9 protein-coding genes are annotated in these 16,901 nt (G+C 75.4%); 6 read left to right on the top strand and 3 right to left on the bottom strand.

Annotated features, from left to right (window positions below; translation table 11 throughout):
- Nucleotides 1–3 precede the first annotated feature (3 nt).
- Nucleotides 4–5,595 (top strand): SDR family NAD(P)-dependent oxidoreductase, encoded by a 5,592-nt coding sequence (locus OHA86_RS01120; protein WP_329171607.1) that lies wholly within the window; start codon nucleotides 4–6, stop codon nucleotides 5,593–5,595.
- A gap of 127 nt (nucleotides 5,596–5,722) precedes the next feature.
- On the opposite strand, the gene OHA86_RS01125 is transcribed toward OHA86_RS01120, so the two are convergent.
- Nucleotides 5,723–6,412, bottom strand: a complete 690-nt coding sequence (locus tag OHA86_RS01125; RefSeq protein WP_329171608.1) for a LysE family translocator — start codon at nucleotides 6,410–6,412, stop codon at nucleotides 5,723–5,725.
- Between the two features lie 539 nt (nucleotides 6,413–6,951).
- Between OHA86_RS01125 and OHA86_RS01130 the strand changes: the two genes are divergently transcribed.
- Nucleotides 6,952–8,340, top strand: a complete 1,389-nt coding sequence (locus tag OHA86_RS01130) for an FAD-binding oxidoreductase (RefSeq protein ID WP_329171610.1) — start codon at nucleotides 6,952–6,954, stop codon at nucleotides 8,338–8,340.
- Between the two features lie 311 nt (nucleotides 8,341–8,651).
- On the opposite strand, the gene OHA86_RS01135 is transcribed toward OHA86_RS01130, so the two are convergent.
- Together OHA86_RS01135 and OHA86_RS01140 are read right to left on the bottom strand one after the other, a co-directional pair.
- A complete protein-coding gene (locus tag OHA86_RS01135; protein WP_329171612.1) occupies nucleotides 8,652–10,409 on the bottom strand; it encodes a serine hydrolase in 1,758 nt (585 codons plus the stop codon).
- Nucleotides 10,410–10,632: 223 nt separating this feature from the next.
- On the bottom strand, nucleotides 10,633–11,535 hold the full coding sequence (locus OHA86_RS01140) for an SDR family oxidoreductase (RefSeq protein WP_329171613.1): 903 nt from the start codon (nucleotides 11,533–11,535) through the stop codon (nucleotides 10,633–10,635).
- A 445-nt stretch (nucleotides 11,536–11,980) separates the two neighbouring features.
- On the opposite strand from OHA86_RS01140, the gene OHA86_RS01145 reads away from it, so the two are divergent.
- From OHA86_RS01145 to OHA86_RS01160, 4 genes are read left to right on the top strand one after another with little or no spacing between them, the layout of a single operon-like run.
- Nucleotides 11,981–13,246 carry a polyprenyl synthetase family protein gene (locus OHA86_RS01145; protein ID WP_329171614.1) on the top strand — a complete coding sequence of 422 codons (1,266 nt, stop codon included), beginning with the start codon at nucleotides 11,981–11,983 and terminating at the stop codon, nucleotides 13,244–13,246.
- Nucleotides 13,243–14,799 (top strand): phytoene desaturase, encoded by a 1,557-nt coding sequence (locus OHA86_RS01150; protein WP_329171615.1) that lies wholly within the window; start codon nucleotides 13,243–13,245, stop codon nucleotides 14,797–14,799. The genes OHA86_RS01145 and OHA86_RS01150 overlap by 4 nt, the downstream gene beginning before the upstream one ends.
- A complete protein-coding gene (locus OHA86_RS01155) occupies nucleotides 14,796–15,830 on the top strand; it encodes a phytoene/squalene synthase family protein (RefSeq protein WP_329171616.1) in 1,035 nt (344 codons plus the stop codon). The genes OHA86_RS01150 and OHA86_RS01155 overlap by 4 nt, the downstream gene beginning before the upstream one ends.
- Nucleotides 15,827–16,855 carry a DUF5914 domain-containing protein gene (locus OHA86_RS01160; protein WP_329171618.1) on the top strand — a complete coding sequence of 343 codons (1,029 nt, stop codon included), beginning with the start codon at nucleotides 15,827–15,829 and terminating at the stop codon, nucleotides 16,853–16,855. The genes OHA86_RS01155 and OHA86_RS01160 overlap by 4 nt, the downstream gene beginning before the upstream one ends.
- The last annotated feature ends 46 nt before the right edge of the window (nucleotides 16,856–16,901 follow it).

Genomic DNA, 16,901 nt, shown 5'->3' on the forward strand with positions numbered 1-16,901 from the left:
CCCATGCCCGCTCCCCTGGAGTTCCCGGCCTCCTACGACCAGGAACGCATGTGGTTCTTCCACCGGCTCTACCCCGGCAACCCCACCTACAACGTGCCGCTCGTGCTGCGCCTGCGGGGCGTACTGGACGCGGCGCGGCTCTCGCGCGCGCTGGACCGGGTCGTGGCGCGGCAGGAGATCCTGCGCACCACGTACGCGGCAGGTCCCGGCGGCTCGCTGAGCCAGTTCGTGCACGACAGGCTCCCGGTGGCGCTGGAGGTGCACGTGCTCGACGGGCCGCCGCCCGCGCGGGCCGCCACCGCCGATCCGCGGGTACGGGCGAGCGTGCGCGAGGTCGTCCGCGAACCGTTCGACCTCACCTCCGCGCCGCCGCTCAGGGCCCGGCTGCTGCGCCTGGCCGCCGACGACCACCTCCTGGTCTTCTGCGTGCACCACATCGCCACCGACGGCTGGTCGCTCGGCCTGCTGGTCCGCGAGCTCGACGCCTTCTACCGGGCGGACCGCGACGGGACACCCGACCTGCTGCCCGACCTGCCGATCCAGTACGCCGACTACGCCGAATGGCAGCGCGCCACCCTGACCGCCGGGACGCTGGACGCCCGGCTGGAGCACTGGCGCGAGGCGCTGGGCGCCCGGCCGCGGCGGATCACCCTGCCGGCCGACCGGCCGCGGCCCGAGCGCCCCACCTTCCAGGGGGCCAGGGTCGACTTCGAACTGCCGCCCGGGACGTACCGCGGGGTGCGGGAGCTGGCCCGGCGCAACGGCGCGTCCCTGCACATGACGCTGCTGGCCGTGTGGAACGCCCTGCTGCACCGCTACGGCGCCGGCGAGCGGATCATCGTCGCGACGCTGCTGGCCAACCGGGACAACGAGCAGCTCACCGCGCTCATGGGCCTGTTCGTCAACACCCTGCCGGTGCGGGTCGACGTCTCCGGCGACCTGCCGTTCACCGCGCTGCTGGCCCGGGTCCGCGCCGCGTCGCTGGACGTCCTGGCCCATCAGGACACCCCGGTCGACGGCATCGTGCGCGCGGTCGGCGCGGGGGGCGACGCCGGCGGCAACCCGCTGTTCCAGGTGCTGTTCGCGCTGCAGAACTTCGCGGACCAGCAGCTCGAACTCGGCGGCCTCGACGTCGAACGGGTGGACGACGAGGAGGAGTCCACCCGCTTCGACCTCGAACTGCACGTCTGGGAGCACCCCGACCGCCTCAAGGGCTCGCTCGTCTACGACACCGACCTGTTCGACCACCCCACCGCGGAAAGGATCGTGGCCCACTACCGCTCCCTGCTGGCGGCCGCGGTCGACGCCCCGGCGACCGCGCTGGAGGCGCTGCCCCTGCGCCCGGAGCGGGAGGAGCAGGCGCTGCTGGAGCGGATACGGCGCGGCGGGTCCCTGCTGGTGCGCGGGCCCGCGGGCCTGGTGCCGCCCGAGGGTGTCCCCGGCGACCTGTGGACGCCGGAGGGCGACCGCACCGGGCAGCGCGGGCTGGTGCGGCCGGACGGCACCGTGGAGGTGCTGAACGCCGTCGGCTCCGACGAGCGCGTGCCCGACACGGTGCGCCTGGGCGGGCGCACGGTCCGCCCGGCCGACATCGAGGAGGAGCTGCTGCGGGCGGCACCCGCCCTGGCGGACGCGGCGGTGGTGCCGCGAAGGCGCGCGGACCGGCCGGACGGCGAACCGGAGCTGCTCGCCTACGTCGTCCCGGCCGGTCCCGTCGACCTCGCCGGGCTCGCCGCCCGGCTGCCCGCGCCTGGGTCCGTCGTCCCCGTCTCCCGCCTGCCGCTGACCCCCGACGGGCACGTCGACGTCTCCGAGCTGCTGCGGCTGTCGGTCGCGGACCCGGCGGAGGCCGCCCGGCAGGAGGCCCGGCTCCTCGACGCCCACCCGGGTGCGCGGATCGCGGTGCTGTCCACCGCCGCCGTGCCGGCGCCGCTCGCCCGCGTCCCGGTCCCCGGCCCGCACGGCGCCGGGGCCGCGGACAGCGGCCCGGCGCCCGGACACCCCGATTCCGCGGCGCCCGGTGCCCACGACGGGCCGCCCGGCCAGGGCGGCGCGGGCGGACCCGCGGCCGATGCCCCCGCCGCGTTGGCCGACGGCGGGCCCGCCCCGGTGATCGCCGACCGCACGCTCGTGGACACCCTGCTGCGGGCCGCCGGGTCGGCGACCGGCGACCTGGTACTGCTGCGGGAGGACGGCGGGCAGACCCGGCTGTCGTACCGCGAGCTGCGGGACAGGGCGCTGCGCGCGCTGTCCGGGCTGCGGGAGCTGGGGCTCGGCCCCGGGGACCGGGTGATCCTGCAGCTCGACGACCACACCGACTTCGTCACCGCCTTGTGGGCGTGCCTGCTCGGCGGGCAGATCGCCGTGCCGCTCGCCGTGCCCGCCGACTACCGCGTCCGCGACGCGGCCACCGAACGGCTGCGCGGCGCCTGGGATCTGCTCGGGCAGCCGCTGGTGCTCACCGCGGGGGGACGGCTCGCCGAACTGCGCGAGGCCGCCGCGGACGGCTGGCCGGGGCTGCGCGCGGCGGGAGCCGACGCGGTCGCGGCGGCGGCGCACCCGGCGCAGCCGCACCCGGCGGCGCCGGACGACCCAGCCCTGTTCATGCTCACCTCGGGCAGCACGGGACGGCCGAAGGCCGTGGTGCTCAGGCACCGCAACATCCTGGCCCGCTGCGCCGCCACCTGCGCGGCCAACGGGCTCCGGCACGACGACGTGTCGGTCAACTGGCTGCCGCTCGACCACGTGGGCGGCGTGGTGATGTTCCATCTGCGGGACGTCTTCCTCGGCTGCCACCAGGTGCACGCGCCCACCCGCTGGGTCCTCCAGGACCCGCTGCGCTGGCTGGACCTGGCCCACCGCTTCCGCGCCACCAGCACGTGGGCGCCCAACTTCGCCTTCGGCCTGGTCAACGACCGCGCCGCCGAGCTGGAGCGGCGCGGCGCCGGGTGGGACCTGTCGGCACTGCGGTTCGTGATGAACGCGGGCGAGGCGATCGTCAGCCGGGTGGCCCGCCGCTGGCTGCGGCTGCTGGCCCCCTTCGGCCTGCCCGGGACGGCGATGCGGCCGGCCTGGGGCATGTCGGAGACCTCCTCCGCTATGGTCTACTCCGACCGCTTCGGGCTGGACACGGCCTCGGACGACGACGCGTTCGTGGAAGTCGGGTCGCCGCTGCCGGGGACCGCGGTGCGGATCGCGGGCGGCACCGGCGACGAACCGCGGGTGCTGTCCGAGGGCGAGATCGGCCGGCTCCAGGTACGCGGGGCGACGGTGACCACCGGCTACTTCGCGGCGCCGGAGCAGAACGCCGCCGCCTTCACCCCTGACGGCTGGTTCGACACCGGCGACCTCGGGCGGATCAGGGACGGCCGGCTGACCCTGACCGGCCGCGCCAAGGACGTCGTCATCCTCAACGGCGTCAACTACCACAGCCACGAGATCGAGTCGGTGGTCGACGAACTGGACTGCGTGGAGCCGTCCTTCACCGCCGCCGTGGCGGTGCGGACCGCTTCGGCCGCCACCGACGAGCTGGCCGTCTTCTTCTGCCCGCGCGGGACGGCCGGCCACCAGGAGGCGGCCCGCCGGGTCCGTCAGGCGGTGCTCGACCGGGTCGGGGTCAACCCCCGGCACCTCCTCGCGGTGGAGCGGGCGGAGATCCCCAAGACGGAGATCGGCAAGATCCAGCGCACGGCGCTGCGCACCCGGTTCGAGGCCGGCGGCTTCGCGTCCTCCCGGCCGGACGGCGGCCGCGCGGACGACGGCACCGTCCCGGACCACTTCCACCGGGCCGAGTGGATTCCCCGGGCGCTGTCCGGGGAACCGGGCGCGCGGGACGGCGCCGTCCTGGTGCTGTCCGACACCCAGGGGGTCGGCGAGCGGCTGGCCCGCCTGCTGGAGGCGGCCGGGCGGCGGTGCGTGCTGATCGGCGGCGCGCACTCCCCGGCCGGGTCGGTGCCGGACGGCGTCGGAGGCCCGGCGGCGGACCGGCCGGGCACGGTGGTCGACCTGCGCGCGTACGGCGGGCCCGCACCGGTCGATCCGGACACGGCACGGTCGGACATGCACGGGCTGCTGCGGCTTTCCCGGCGGACCGCGCACGCGGAGGCGGTGTACGTCGTCACCAGCCACGCGCTGACCGTCCTGCCCGACGACCCGCCCGCCCTCGAACGGGCTCCGCTGGCCGGGCTGGTGGCCACCCTCGGACACGAGCGGTCCGGCACCCGGGTCGTGCACCTGGACATCCTCCCGGACGACCCGGACCGCACGGCGCGGCTGCTCGGCGCCGAAGTGGCCCGGCTCCCCCGCGAACGCGTCGTCGCCCACCGCGCCGGCCGGCGGCTGGCACGGCGGCTGGTGCCCGCCGGGGCGCCCGCGTCCGGCTCGCGCCGCCCGCCCTTCCGGCACGGCGGGCGCTACCTGGTGACCGGCGGCTCCGGCGGCATAGGACAGCTGCTCGCCCGGATGCTGGCCGACGGCTACGGGGCCCGGGTGCTGTGCCTGGGCCGCAGCCCGCGGCCGGGCGCGGACGATCCGCGGATCGGGTACGCCGCCGCCGACGTCCGCGACCCCGACGCCGTCAACCGGGTGCTGCGGGAGGCCGAGAAGCGGTGGGGGGCGCCGCTGGACGGTGTGCTGCACCTGGCGGGCTCCTTCCGGGAGGCCCCGCTCGACTCCTGCGCGCCCGCGGACCTGGACGAGGCGCTCGGCGCCAAGGCAGGCGGCGCACGGGTCCTGGACCGGCTGCTGCGGGACCGGCCGGGGCTGCTCTTCGTGTCGTTCTCGTCGGTCAACGGCCTGTTCGGCGGCGCGTCGGTGGGCGGGTACGCGGCGGCGTCCGCGTATCTCGACGCGCTGGCGGTCCGTCAGCGGCGCACGCACGGACTGGACGCGTACAGCCTGGCGTGGAGCATGTGGGACGAGACGGGTATGAGCACCGGCTACGCGCTGAAGGAGGCGACGGCGGCCCGCGGCTATCGTGTGCTGCCCCCGGGCGAGGCGCTGGCGTCGCTGGCCGTCGCCCTGGGGCGGGAGGCCCCGCACCAGCTGGTCGGCCTCGACCCGGCCCGCCCCTGGATCGCCGCGCACCTGGCGGGACCGGCCGAGGCGCTGGCGGAGCTGACGGTCTACGCCGAGTCGGAGCCGGCGGCCGGGGAGGCCGCCAGGGACAGGTTCGGCACCCCGCTGCCCCCGCGCTCGCCGGTCGTCGGCGCCCTGCCGGTGGACCCGGCCACCGGCGGCGTCGACCGCGACCGGCTGGCGGGGATCGGCGCGTCGGCGGACGGGGAGCCGCGGGACGGGCTTGAAGCCGTCATCGCCGCCACCTGGGCGGAGGTGCTCGGCGTGCGGGCTATCACCCGCGACTCCAGCTTCTTCGGCCTGGGCGGCGACTCCTTGCAGGCGACCCGGGTGCACGGGCTGCTCCAGGAACGGCTGGGAAGGGAGCTGCCGATGGCGGAGCTCTTCCGCCGCCCGACGGTCCGCTCGCTGGCGGAATCGCTCGAACCCGCCGGCGCCCCGGCCCCGGCGGCCGGCAGCCGCGGCCGGTCGCGCGCCGAGCGGCGTCTGCGGGCCGCGGGGGCCGGGCGTGCCGGCTGAACCCCGAGGGGGCCCGGGACCGGCGTCCCGGGCCCCCTCGGTACGGCGACGGGGGCGCGGGCGGCGCGGACATGACGATGAGTACGGTCCGGGCGGCGGTACCGGGCAGCCGGGCCGGCGGGTCGCGTCAGGTGCGGGCGGCCTCCATCGCCGCGACCGCGCCGAGCACGACCAGCGCGCCGCCCGCGGTCCCCTCCAGGGCCAGATTCACCGCCGGACGCCGGAGCCGGTCCATCAGTCTGGCGGCGCCGGCCGCCACGACGAGCAGCCACACGATGGCGATGCTCGCGTCCACCACGCCGAAAAGCAGGGTGGCGGTCAGCACCGACCGCCCCGAGGGCAGGAACTGGGGCGCGACGGCGATGAAGAAGGTGCCCACCTTGGGGTTCAGCACGCAGCTGAGCAGGCCCTGCCTGAAGGCCTGACGGCCGGTCACCTGACCCTCGGCGAGGGCAGGTCCCGGCTCGGCGGCGTCCTCCTCCCCCGCACGTACCGGACCGTCCTGCCCCGCGCGCACCGGGTCCTTGCGTCCGGGGCGCACCGACCACAGGGCCTGGATGCCGAGGACCAGCAGGTAGAGGCCGCCGGCCACCCGGACCGCGGTGAAGGCGGTGTCCCACCGCCGCAGAGCCGCGTCGAGCCCGACGGCCGCGGCCGACGCCCACACCATCGAGCCCAGCCCGGCGCCCACGGCCGACGCGCTTCCGGCCCGCAGGCCGCCCCGTACCGCGTTGCGCAGCACGAGCAGCGTGTCCGGGCCGGGCACCACCGTCACCACCATGGCGAACAGGGCGAACCCCGTCAGCGCAGCTATCACCGCGGTCACCCTTCCAGCGGCCCGGCGGCCGCTGAGGGCAGCCTAGATCGTGCGGGCCTGCCGCTCGGCGCCGAGGCGGTACCGGCCGGACCGGGCCGGCCGCCGGACGCACCGGTTGGGGCGGCGGCCGATCCGCGCGCCGACGGGCTTTCGCCCTTTCGTGCCCGGACAACGGCCCCGCGGATACGCCCGCGTCCTGCGCGTGCCGACCGGTCCGCATATTCCGGCGTGATTTTCCGGCCGGGCGTTGACGCGGGGAAATTCCCCGCGGGAACGGCCGCCGCACGGAAGGCGCCAGAACTTCCGCAAGCGGGTCGAACCGCACGGAAACGGCGGGCATCCACGCGTCATCAGCGAAATTCAATGCCTTGGCCACAGGTGATCACCGATTGCGTCGAAGGGTTTGACAGGGAAAAGGCGGGGATGGCACGGTCCGCACGTCCGCACGATCGGCCCGACTCCGCCCGGAGACCGGTCCGGAGGGCCGGGCGGACCGGCGACGCACATGACGTACGGGCAACGACTTAAGGAGTCGCTCTGTGACAGCACCTCTCGGCAATGCTCCCCTTTCGGTCGGGGAGCTCACCGACGAGCAGTACGGGCAGGTCATCAGGCCTGGTGACGCCGAGTACGACGCAGCGCGCACCGTGTTCGTGGGCAACGCCGACCTCAGGCCCGCCGTCGTCCTGCGCCCCGGGGACGCCGCACAGGTGGCGCGCGTCGTGGCGCTGGCGCGGGAGACGGGGCTCGAGTTGGCCATCCGCTCCGGTGGGCACAGTTGGGCGGGGCACGGTGTCTGCGAGGGCGGCATCGTCCTGGACCTGGCCCGCATGCGGGCGCTGGAGATCGACGTCGAGGCCCGTACCGCCTGGGCGGAGGCCGGCATCACCGCGGGCGAGTACACCGCGGCGGCCGGGGAGCACGGGCTCGCGACCGGGTTCGGCGACGACGCCGCGGTCGGGGTCGGCGGCATCACCCTGGGCGGCGGTGTCGGTTTCCTGACCCGCAAGTACGGAATGACCGTCGACGACCTGCTGGCCGTGGAGATCGTCACGGCCGACGGCGAATTACTGCGGGTGGACGAGCACCAGCACCCCGACCTGTTCTGGGCCGTCCGGGGCGGCGGCGGAAACTTCGGGGTGGCGACCCGCTTCAAGTTCCGGCTGCACGAGCTCGACGCCGTGTACGGCGGAATGCTGGTGCTTCCGGTGGACCCCGGGATCCTTGAGGCCTTCATCGCCGAGGCCGAGGCCGCCCCCGAGGAACTCTCCACCATCGTGAACGTGTGGACGGCGCCCCCGGTCCCGTTCGTGCCCGAGGAACACCACGGCAAGCCGATCATCCTCGCGATGATGTGCTACGCGGGGCCGCCCGAGGCGGGCGAGGAGGTCGTCGGCCGATTCCGGGCGATCGCCCCGCCGCTGGCCGACATGGTGCAGGCCGGAACTTATGCGGGGATGTTCCGCCCGGGCGACCCCTCGGTGCACCCGCTGACCGTGTCGCGCACCCTGTTCCTCGACCGGGTCGACCGCACGACCGCCGGGACCGTCCTCGAACACACCGCCGCCTCCAGCGCGTTGGTCGCCGGGGTGCAGCTGCGGGTCGTGGGCGGGGCCATGGCGCGGGTCCCGTCGGACGCCACGGCCTTCGCCCACCGGCAGCGCAGGATCATAGCCAACGTGTCCGCCATCTACGCCGACCAGGCCGAGGCCGACCTGCACACGGTCTGGGTCGAGGAGTTCACGGCCGCCATCCGGCAGTCCGGCCCCGGCGCCTACGCCAACCTCAGCATGGACCTGGGACCGGACGAGGTCAGGGCGGCGCTCTACCCGGGGGCCACAGGGGAGCGGCTCGCCCAGATCAAGGCGAAGTACGACCCGGCCAACGTCTTCCGCCGCAATCACAACATCCTGCCCGCGACGTCGTGATCCCCCGGTCCGCTGCCCGCTCCCGTGGCACGGGTGCCGGCAGCGGACCGCTCGCGGGGTCACCCCGGGAGAAGGGGAGCACGTTTTCGCGCGGCGCTCGTCGTCCCGGTCGGCCGCGCGGTCGCGGAGTCGGCGGAGCGGTATCCGGTGGAAGGGACAAGGCCCGGCTACGTCATCGGTCGTGGATCACCCGCGGATGTGCCGGGCGTCCGCCGCCCGCGCGGTGTGGATCCGACCGATGGGAACCTGTCCGGCACATGCATGGCTGGTGCGGACGTGACCGGTTGCGCATCCCGCCGCTGCGGCAGTGGCTAGGCGGCATGTCCGGGGCGGAGCTGCCAGGCGCCGGTCGGCGTCAGCGCGGCGGAGCCGGGTACGCGGTGGCGGCCGGAGGTCACCGACAGGTGGGCGAGGTCGACCCCGCGGCCCTCGTACACCGGGTCGGTGGTGTAGCGCCAGCGGATCGCGAGCGCTCCGGCCGGCTGCGGTATCCGCGTGTGCACGTGCCACCAGGCGCGTACGGCCTGCCCGGACAGCGAGGCCGGCGTGCCGGACGGCGCTCCCGGGCCGGTGGCGGTCAGCGGCAGCGCGTGCCAGGTGGCCCCGCCGTCCGTGGAGTCCTCCAAGGAGAGGGGGTCGGTGGACTCGGTGTTGACGAAGGCGGAGAAGTCGACGTCCACCGGGGCGGTCGCGGTGAGCGGGCCCGTGGTCAGGGTGCTGGTGACGCCGCCGACCTGGCCGGAGTACCAGAGCGGGCCGCCGCCGGGCGCCGCCACCCGTATCGCCTGCGACATCGCCTCGCCGATGGCCCGGCGCGGCGGATTGGTCGAGGGGGTGTCGCGGGTCGGGTGCACCCGGTTGCTCAGCAGGATGACGAAGGACCGCGACTGCGGGTCGATGACCAGCGAGGTGCCGGTGAAGCCGGTGTGCCCGAGGCTCCGCGGGCCGGACAGTCCGCCCATGTACCAGATCTGGTCGAGCTCGAAGCCCAGGCCGTGCGAGTCGCCGGGGAACGCCTGGTTGAAGTTCTGCTCCATCAGCCGGACGCTGTTCGCGCCGAGGATGCGGTGGCCCTGGTACGTACCGCCGTTGAGGACCGTCTGGGCCAGCACCGCGAGGTCGTCGACGGTGGAGAAGACGCCCGCGTGGCCGGCCACGCCGTCCAGCGACCAGGCGTTCTCGTCGTGCACCTGGCCGCGCACCATGCCGCGCGCGGGGCTGGTCTCGTACTCGGTGGCCGCGATCCTGGGCAGCTTTGCCGCTGGCGGGTTGTAGCCGGTGTCCGTCAGGTGGAGCGGCGCGGTGATGCCGTCGCGCACCAGGGTGTCCAGCGGCTTGCCGGTCACCTTCTCCAGGACCAGCTGCATGCTGAGCATGTTGAGGTCGGAGTACAGGTACGCGGTGCCCGGCGGGTTGATCGGCCTGGCGTCGAGGACGGCCTTCTCACGCGAGGGGATGTCGGAGTAGCCCTGCCACAGCGAGGGGACCGGGTCGGCGTCGAACCCCGAGGTGTGGGTGAGGAGTTCTTCGACGGTGATGCCGCCCTTGCCGTTGGCGGCGAACTCCGGGATGTAGTGCGCCACGGGCGTGCCGAGGTCGATCCGGCCGGCTTCGAGCTGCTGCATGGCCACGATCGAGGTGAACAGCTTCGACAGCGAGGCGAGGTCGTAGATGGTGTCGGTACGGGCCGGCACCCACTGGCTCCTGGGCAGCTCGGCGGTGGTGTCGGCGTACTTCACCGCGTAGCCGCCCGCGCCGCGTTCGACCACCACGCCGTCGTGCGCCATCAGTGTGGTGGCGCCCGGGAAGAGGTAGCCGGCGCCGGCGGCCGGGTCCTCCCAGCCGGCCATCCGCTGCTCGAAGGCGTCGATGGGCGCCGCGTCGAGCCCCGCCTCGCGCGGGGTCCCCGGGCGGAGCACGGTGCCGGCCGGTGCGAAGCCGGTGTACGGACGGTCGAACCGGCCGCTGTCCCCGTGGTGCGCCGCCGGGGTCGCGGCGGCGCTGCCGGCCGGCGAGAGGGTCAGGGCGGTGAGGAGCGCGACGGCTGCCGTCAGTGCGGGAATCCGCATGGGAACCTCGTCCGTTGAGCCGTCGCCATGAGGCCGGCGGCGGGTGGATTCCGAAGTACGTTCACCAAGTGCCGATCAGCACCGGTAAGTTACTGACCATTACCGGGCCGGTCAACCGTCCCGTCCCGGCTCCCGGCGCGGCGACCGCTTCGGTGTCGACCGTCCAGGACCCGGTCGCACGCGCAATCGCGCCTGCCGTTCACAGCCCGCGGAGCTGCCGGCCTCAGGCCTGTGGCGGGGTGGTGGGGCGGGCCGACCGGTAGGCCTCCCAGTCGGCGCGTCCGCCGTTGCCCAGGACGCCGACCCCCCGGTGCAGCTCGTCCGCGGACAATCCGGCCAGGGAGCGGCGCGCGACACGGGCGACGAGGTAGGGGAAGAGCGGGCGCAGGGGCTGGGCGAGGCGCAGCCAGGGGGGCGCGTAAACGGCCGGCGCGCGACGTTCGATGCCGCGCGCCAGCCATGTGGCGACCTCGGCGGGCCCGTGCACCCGGCGGGCGGGGGCGGGCTGGTGTCGGCGCAGCTCACGCAGCACGAGGTGGTCGTCCAGCTCGCTGATCATGTCGGTGCCCGTCCAGTGCAGATAGGCGATTCCGACGCCGACGCCTTCGGGTGCCATCTCGTTGCGCAGGGCCAGGGCGAATGATTCGACACCCGCCTTGGAGGCGCAGTAGGCGCTCATCATCGGCGCGGACCCGAAGGCGGCGGTCGAGGCGACCTGGAGCAGATAGCCGCGGGTCCGCAGAAGCTGGGGGAGAAAGACCCGGGCGGTCACCGCGCTGCCGATCAGGTTCACCTCGATGACCCGGTTCCACAGTGCGGCGTCACAGGCGGCGAAAGGGCCGGCGATGGAGATGCCGGCGTTGGCAACCACGACGGAGGCCGGCCCGAAGCGTGCCGCGACGCATTGTGCGGCGCCCTGCATCGCCGCCTCGTCGGTGATGTCCGCCTCGATGGAGTACGAGCTGCCCGGCAGGCCGGCCGCGGTCTCCCGCAGCGTCTCCAGCTCCCGGCCCAGCAGGACCACCCGCAGCCCGCGGGCGGACAGCTCGCGCGCGACCGCGGCCCCGACCCCGCGCGCCGCTCCCGTGACGACGGCGACCCGGCCTTCTGGGTATCCGGCTGGCATCGTGCACCTCTTCCCGCTGCGGGCGGGGCTTCGCGCCGCGCGCTCGGGCCAGCTGATCACGACGCCGCCCCGCCGACCGCCCCGGCCGCTCCAATCGGGTGGCCCGCACCCGCTCTCCGCGCGAACGCACCCGAAGACCGCCGACGGCATCCGGAGCGGCCCGGACGCGCCCGAACGGGTCAGTGCGCGGGCGCGGGTCGCGAAAACGGGCCGCGCCAGCACGCGGACGGCCCGTTCTCGTGATCCTCTCGGACCACCAGCCCCTTCCGTCCCGCGTGCCGTGGCCGACGAAGTGGCGGCTCACCGCGTCCGAACGGCGTATCCACCCGGAAGGGGAGACGTGCACCGAACACCGCTGGCGGAAGGAAGTGCGACGCGCCGCAGCAAGGCCGAGGGGCACTCCCCCGCCGACTGCCGGTCTCCGCAGGACAGAGGCACCCGGGCCGTGTCCGCGCCGCCGGGGCGGTCCTCCGCGAGGTGGCGCTCCGAGTACGCGGCGGGGCAGACCTCCACGGACGCCGACGCGCGGTCCGTGGACGCGGATGTCGCCGGAGCCGTGCTCCGTACGGCGGGTGCGGTACTCCGTGAACGAGTCGCCCAGGCGGCCGGCATCGACGCGGACTTCTCCCGCGATCTGGCGGAACGCGTCGCGGACTTCACCGTGGACGGCGGCCGGCGCATGCGGCCGCGGCTCCTGTGGTGGAGCATGCGCGCCTGCGGCGGGGGCGCGCGGAGCGCCGACACCGAAGCGGCCCTGCGCCTCGGAGTGGCCGTCGAGCTCATCCAGACCTGCGCCCTCGTCCACGACGACGTGATGGACGGGTCGGCGCTGCGCCGCGGGCGGCTGGCCATGCACGTCTGCCTCGCGAGCCGGCCGGGGCCCGCGCCCGGCTCGGTGCTGGGCGAGGCCTTCGGTACGTCCGCGGCCGTACTCGTCGGGGATCTCGCCCTCGCCTGGGCGGACGACACCGTCGCGGACACGGCCATGGCCGCCGCCACCCGCAAGCGGGTACTCGGCGTCTGGCGGGCGATGAGGACCGAGATGGTGGCCGGGCAGTACCTCGATGTGCACGGGCAGGCCACCGGCGCGCGCTCCGCCGCCCGCGCCATCCGCACCGCGTACCTCAAGAGCGCCCTGTACTCGGTCGTGCGCCCGATCTCGCTGGGTGCCGCTCTCGCCGGCGCGGGCGAGGACACCACGCGGGCGCTGTCCTCGGCCGGCCGCTGCGCGGGAATCGCCTTCCAGCTCCGCGACGACCTGCTCGGGGTCTTCGGGGACCCCGCCATGACGGGCAAGCCGTCGGGAGGGGACGTCCGGGAGGGCAAACCGACCTATCTGCTCGCCGTGGCGCGTGCCCGCGCGCGGGCACGGCGGGACCAGCGGACCCGGTCCCTGCTCGACGCCGCGGTGGGCCGCGCCGATCTGTCGGAAGCCGCCCTGGCCGACGTGCGCGAAGCGCTCGTGGCCACCGGGGCGCGCGCCGACGTCGAGGCCCGGGCCGACCGGCTCATGCGGCAGGCCGAGCGGCACCTCGACCGGGCCGGCGTGGAAGCAGAACCCGGACAGCGCCTGCTCGGGCTGCTGCGCAGCGTCGCCGGAACGTGTCCCGGCCCGGGGGCGCACGAGGACGTTCCCGAAGCAGCGAAGCCCGGTTGGGGCGCCCCGGCGTCCTCGCTCAGGGCCGCGACCGGAGGAGGGACCACCCCGTGAGGACCGTGAAGGGACCAGTCGACCATGTGGTGGTCGTCGGCGCAGGGCTCGCGGGCCTGTCCGCCACCCTCCACCTGCTCGGCGCCGGCCGGCGGGTCACGGTGGTGGAACGCGATCCGCTGCCCGGCGGCCGGGCCGGGCTGCTGGAGCGCGGCGGCTACCGCATGGACACAGGACCGACGGTGCTGACCATGCCGGACCTGGTCGAGGAGGCCTTCGCCGCGGTCGGCCACAGCCTGTCCGGCCGGCTGGAGCTGCTCCCCCTGCATCCCGCGTACCGGGCCAGGTACGCCGACGGATCGCACCTGGACGTGCACACCGGCGCCGCGGCGATGGAAGCCGAGATCGAGCGGTTCGGGGGCGCCCGGGAGGCCGCCGGCTACCGACGGCTGCGGGTCTGGCTGACACGCCTCCACGCGGTGCAGATGCGCCGCTTCATCGACGCCAACTTCGACTCCCCCCTCCAGCTGCTCCACCCCGACCTCGCCCGGCTCGCCGCCCTCGGCGGATTCGCCCGGCTCGACGCACGCATCGGGCGCTTCATCACGGACGAGCGGCTGCGCAGGGTCTTCACCTTCCAGGCGTTGTACGCCGGAGTGCCGCCGTCGCGCGCCCTCGCCGCGTACGCGGTCATCGCCTACATGGACACCATCGCCGGGGTCTATTTCCCCCGGGGCGGCATGCACGCCCTGCCGCGCGCGATGGCCGCCTCGGCCGCCGAGGCGGGAGCCGACTTCCGGTACGGACACACCGTCACCCGGCTCGAACGCGCCGGGGACCGGATCACCGCCGTCGTCACCGATCAGGGGCGCTTCCCCTGCGACGCCGTGGTCCTGACACCGGATCTGCCCGTCAGCTACCGGCTGCTCGGCCGGGCTCCGCTGCGCCCGCTCGCGCTGCGGCACTCGCCCTCCGCGGTGGTCCTGCACGCCGGGACCGACCGCACCTGGCCCGGTCTCGCCCACCACACCATCTCGTTCGGCGCGGCCTGGCAGCAGACCTTCCACGAGCTGACCCACGGATCGCTGATGTCCGACCCCTCGCTGCTGATCACCCGGCCGACCGCGACCGACGAGGGCCTTGCGCCCGCGGGAAAGCACCTCCACTACGTCCTGGCGCCCTGTCCGAACACCGACGTCGGACCGGACACCCGGGAGTGGCGGCAGCTGGCGCCGGAGTACCGCGACCGCGTCCTCAGCACGCTGGAACAGCGCGGGATGGCCGGACTCGGCTCGGCGATCGAGCAGGAGTGCCTGGTCACCCCGGCCGACTGGGCCGCCCAGGGGCACGCGGCGGGCACGCCCTTCTCCGCCGCCCACACCTTCCCCCAGACCGGGCCCTTCCGGCCGCGCAATCTCGTGCGCGGCACGGAGAACGCCGTGCTCGCCGGCTGCGGCACCACCCCCGGCGTGGGGGTGCCGACCGTTCTCATCTCCGGGAAGCTGGCCGCCGCGCGGATCACCGGCCCCCGCGCCGTGCGTACGTCCCCGTGGGCCGTGCCGCGGGCCGCCGGGGTGGCGGCGCCGGAAGCAGCGGAAGGCGCTCTGGCATGACCGCCCGCGAACTCGACGCGGCAGGCGTCCACGAGCCCGCCCTGCGCGCCGCGTACAGCGAGTGCCGCCGGCTCAACGCACGGCACGGCAAGACGTACTTCCTCGCGACCCGGCTGCTGCCGGTCGAGCGCCGCCCGGCGGTCCACGCCCTGTACGGCTTCGCCCGGTGGGCCGACGACATCGTGGACGATCTGCACAGCGGCGCCACCGCGGAGGAACGCGCCACCGCCCTCGGCCGTCTCCAGGAACGCCTCGACGACGGGCTGCGCCGCGGCGCCTGCCGGGAACCGGTGATCCGCGCGCTCGCCCACACCGCCGCCGTCTACGGCATCGACCACCGGCACTTCACGGACTTCATGGCCTCGATGCGCAGCGACCTGACGGTCACCGGCTACGCCTCGTACGAGGAACTGGGCCGTTACATGCACGGGTCGGCCGCCGTCATCGGGCTCCAGATACTGCCCGTCCTGGGCACCGTCGGGCCGCGCGGCGACGCCGAGCCCTACGCGGCGGCCCTCGGCGTCGCCTTCCAGCTCTCCAACTTCCTCAGGGACGTGGGTGAGGACCTCGACCGCGGCCGGCTCTACCTGCCGGCCGATCTGCTGGCCGCGCACGGGGTGGACAGGGAACGCCTCCTGTGGAGCAGGGCCACCGGCCGGCCCGACGCCCGCATCACCCGTGCGCTGCGGGCCGCCGCGGCCCACAACCGGGGCGTCTACCGCGCCGCGCTGCCGGGGATCGCGCTGCTCGCGCCCGTCTCGCGCCCCTGCATCCGCACCGCGTTCGTGCTCTACAGCGGCATCCTCGACGCCATCGAGGACGACGGCTACCGCGTCCTGCACCGGCGGGCCGTCGTCCCCCGCACCCGCCGCGCCGCGGTGGCGCTCGACGGACTGGTCCGCGTCCTCGCGGCCCGCGTCCAGGACCGCGCCGGCGCGAGCCCCGTCCGCACCCGGCCGGCCCGCGCCGCCAGGACGTCCGCGGCGCCCTCCGCGGCGCTCGCCCCGGCGGCGCGGGAGGAGATGGCATGACCGGCGACGACCGCGCCGGCCGGGGCCGCGTCCCGCTGCGGCTGCGCGGCGCCCCCGTGCCGTGGGAGCGCCAGCGACCCACCTGGCGCGACGCGAAGCCCGGGATCATCGCCGGCGCCCTGGAACGCGCCCTGGCCCGCCCGTCGGGCAACTGGTACGTCCTCGGCGCCTCCCGCGCCCTCACCGCAGGCCGGCCGATCGGCCGTACCGTGGCCGGCAACGAGGTGGTGGCTTGGCGCGATGCCGCCGGCCGCCTGCGTGCGGGGCCCGGCGCCTGCCCGCACCTGGGGGCACCGCTGCGCGACGGCCGCGTCCGGTGCGGCACCCTCGTCTGCCACTGGCACGGGCTGGCCCTGGACGGCGGACCGGTCGCCGGGTGGGAGCCGCTTCCCGCTCATGACGACGGGGTCCTGGCCTGGGTGCGCCTGGACCGGGCCGGCGGCGAGGCTCCGCTGGAGCGCCCCGTCGTGCCGCCGCGCCCCCGCGTGCGGGACGCGGTCGACGCGGTTTACGAGGGCGTCGGTGTGTGCGAGCCGGAGGACGTCGTGGCCAACCGGCTCGACCCGTGGCACGGCGCGTGGTTGCACCCGTACTCCTTCGTCGACCTGACGGTGTCCGGCACGCCGTCAGGCGGTGGCGGTGGCGGTGGCGGTGGCGGTGCGGACGGTTTCGCCGTCGAGGTGTCCTTCAAGCTCGCGGGCCGGATCGTGGTGCCGGTGCGGGCGCTGTTCACCGCGCCCGAGCCCCGGACGGTCGTCATGCACATCACCGAGGGCGAGGGCCGGGGGTCCGTCGTCGAGTCGCACGCCACACCGCTCGGGCCCGGCCGCGACGGCAGACCGAGGACCGCCGTGACGGAGGCGGTCCTGGCCGCCTCCGGCCGGCGCGGATTCGCGGTGGCCCGCGCCGCGGCGCCCCTGCTGCGCCCGCTGATGCGGGCGTCCGCCGGACGGCTGTGGCGTGACGACCTCGCGTACGCGGAGCGCCGCTGGGAACTGCGCAGCAGCGGCCGTTTCCCGGGCTGACCGGAGCGGGGCCGCCGGAGCGCGGACCTCCGCGTACCGGGACGTG

It is taken from the genome of Streptomyces sp. NBC_01477 (assembly GCF_036227245.1).
In the GTDB taxonomy this organism is placed as follows: Bacteria; Actinomycetota; Actinomycetes; order Streptomycetales; family Streptomycetaceae; genus Actinacidiphila.

Excerpts from the sequence above, each read along its gene's own strand:
- OHA86_RS01120 (WP_329171607.1), top strand. The coding sequence starts at position 4 with ATGCCCGCTCCCCTGGAGTTCCCGGCCTCCTACGACCAGGAACGCATG.
- OHA86_RS01135 (WP_329171612.1), bottom strand. The coding sequence starts at position 10,409 with ATGCGGATTCCCGCACTGACGGCAGCCGTCGCGCTCCTCACCGCCCTG.
- OHA86_RS01140 (WP_329171613.1), bottom strand. The coding sequence starts at position 11,535 with ATGCCAGCCGGATACCCAGAAGGCCGGGTCGCCGTCGTCACGGGAGCG.
- OHA86_RS01155 (WP_329171616.1), top strand. The coding sequence starts at position 14,796 with ATGACCGCCCGCGAACTCGACGCGGCAGGCGTCCACGAGCCCGCCCTG.
- OHA86_RS01160 (WP_329171618.1), top strand. The coding sequence starts at position 15,827 with ATGACCGGCGACGACCGCGCCGGCCGGGGCCGCGTCCCGCTGCGGCTG.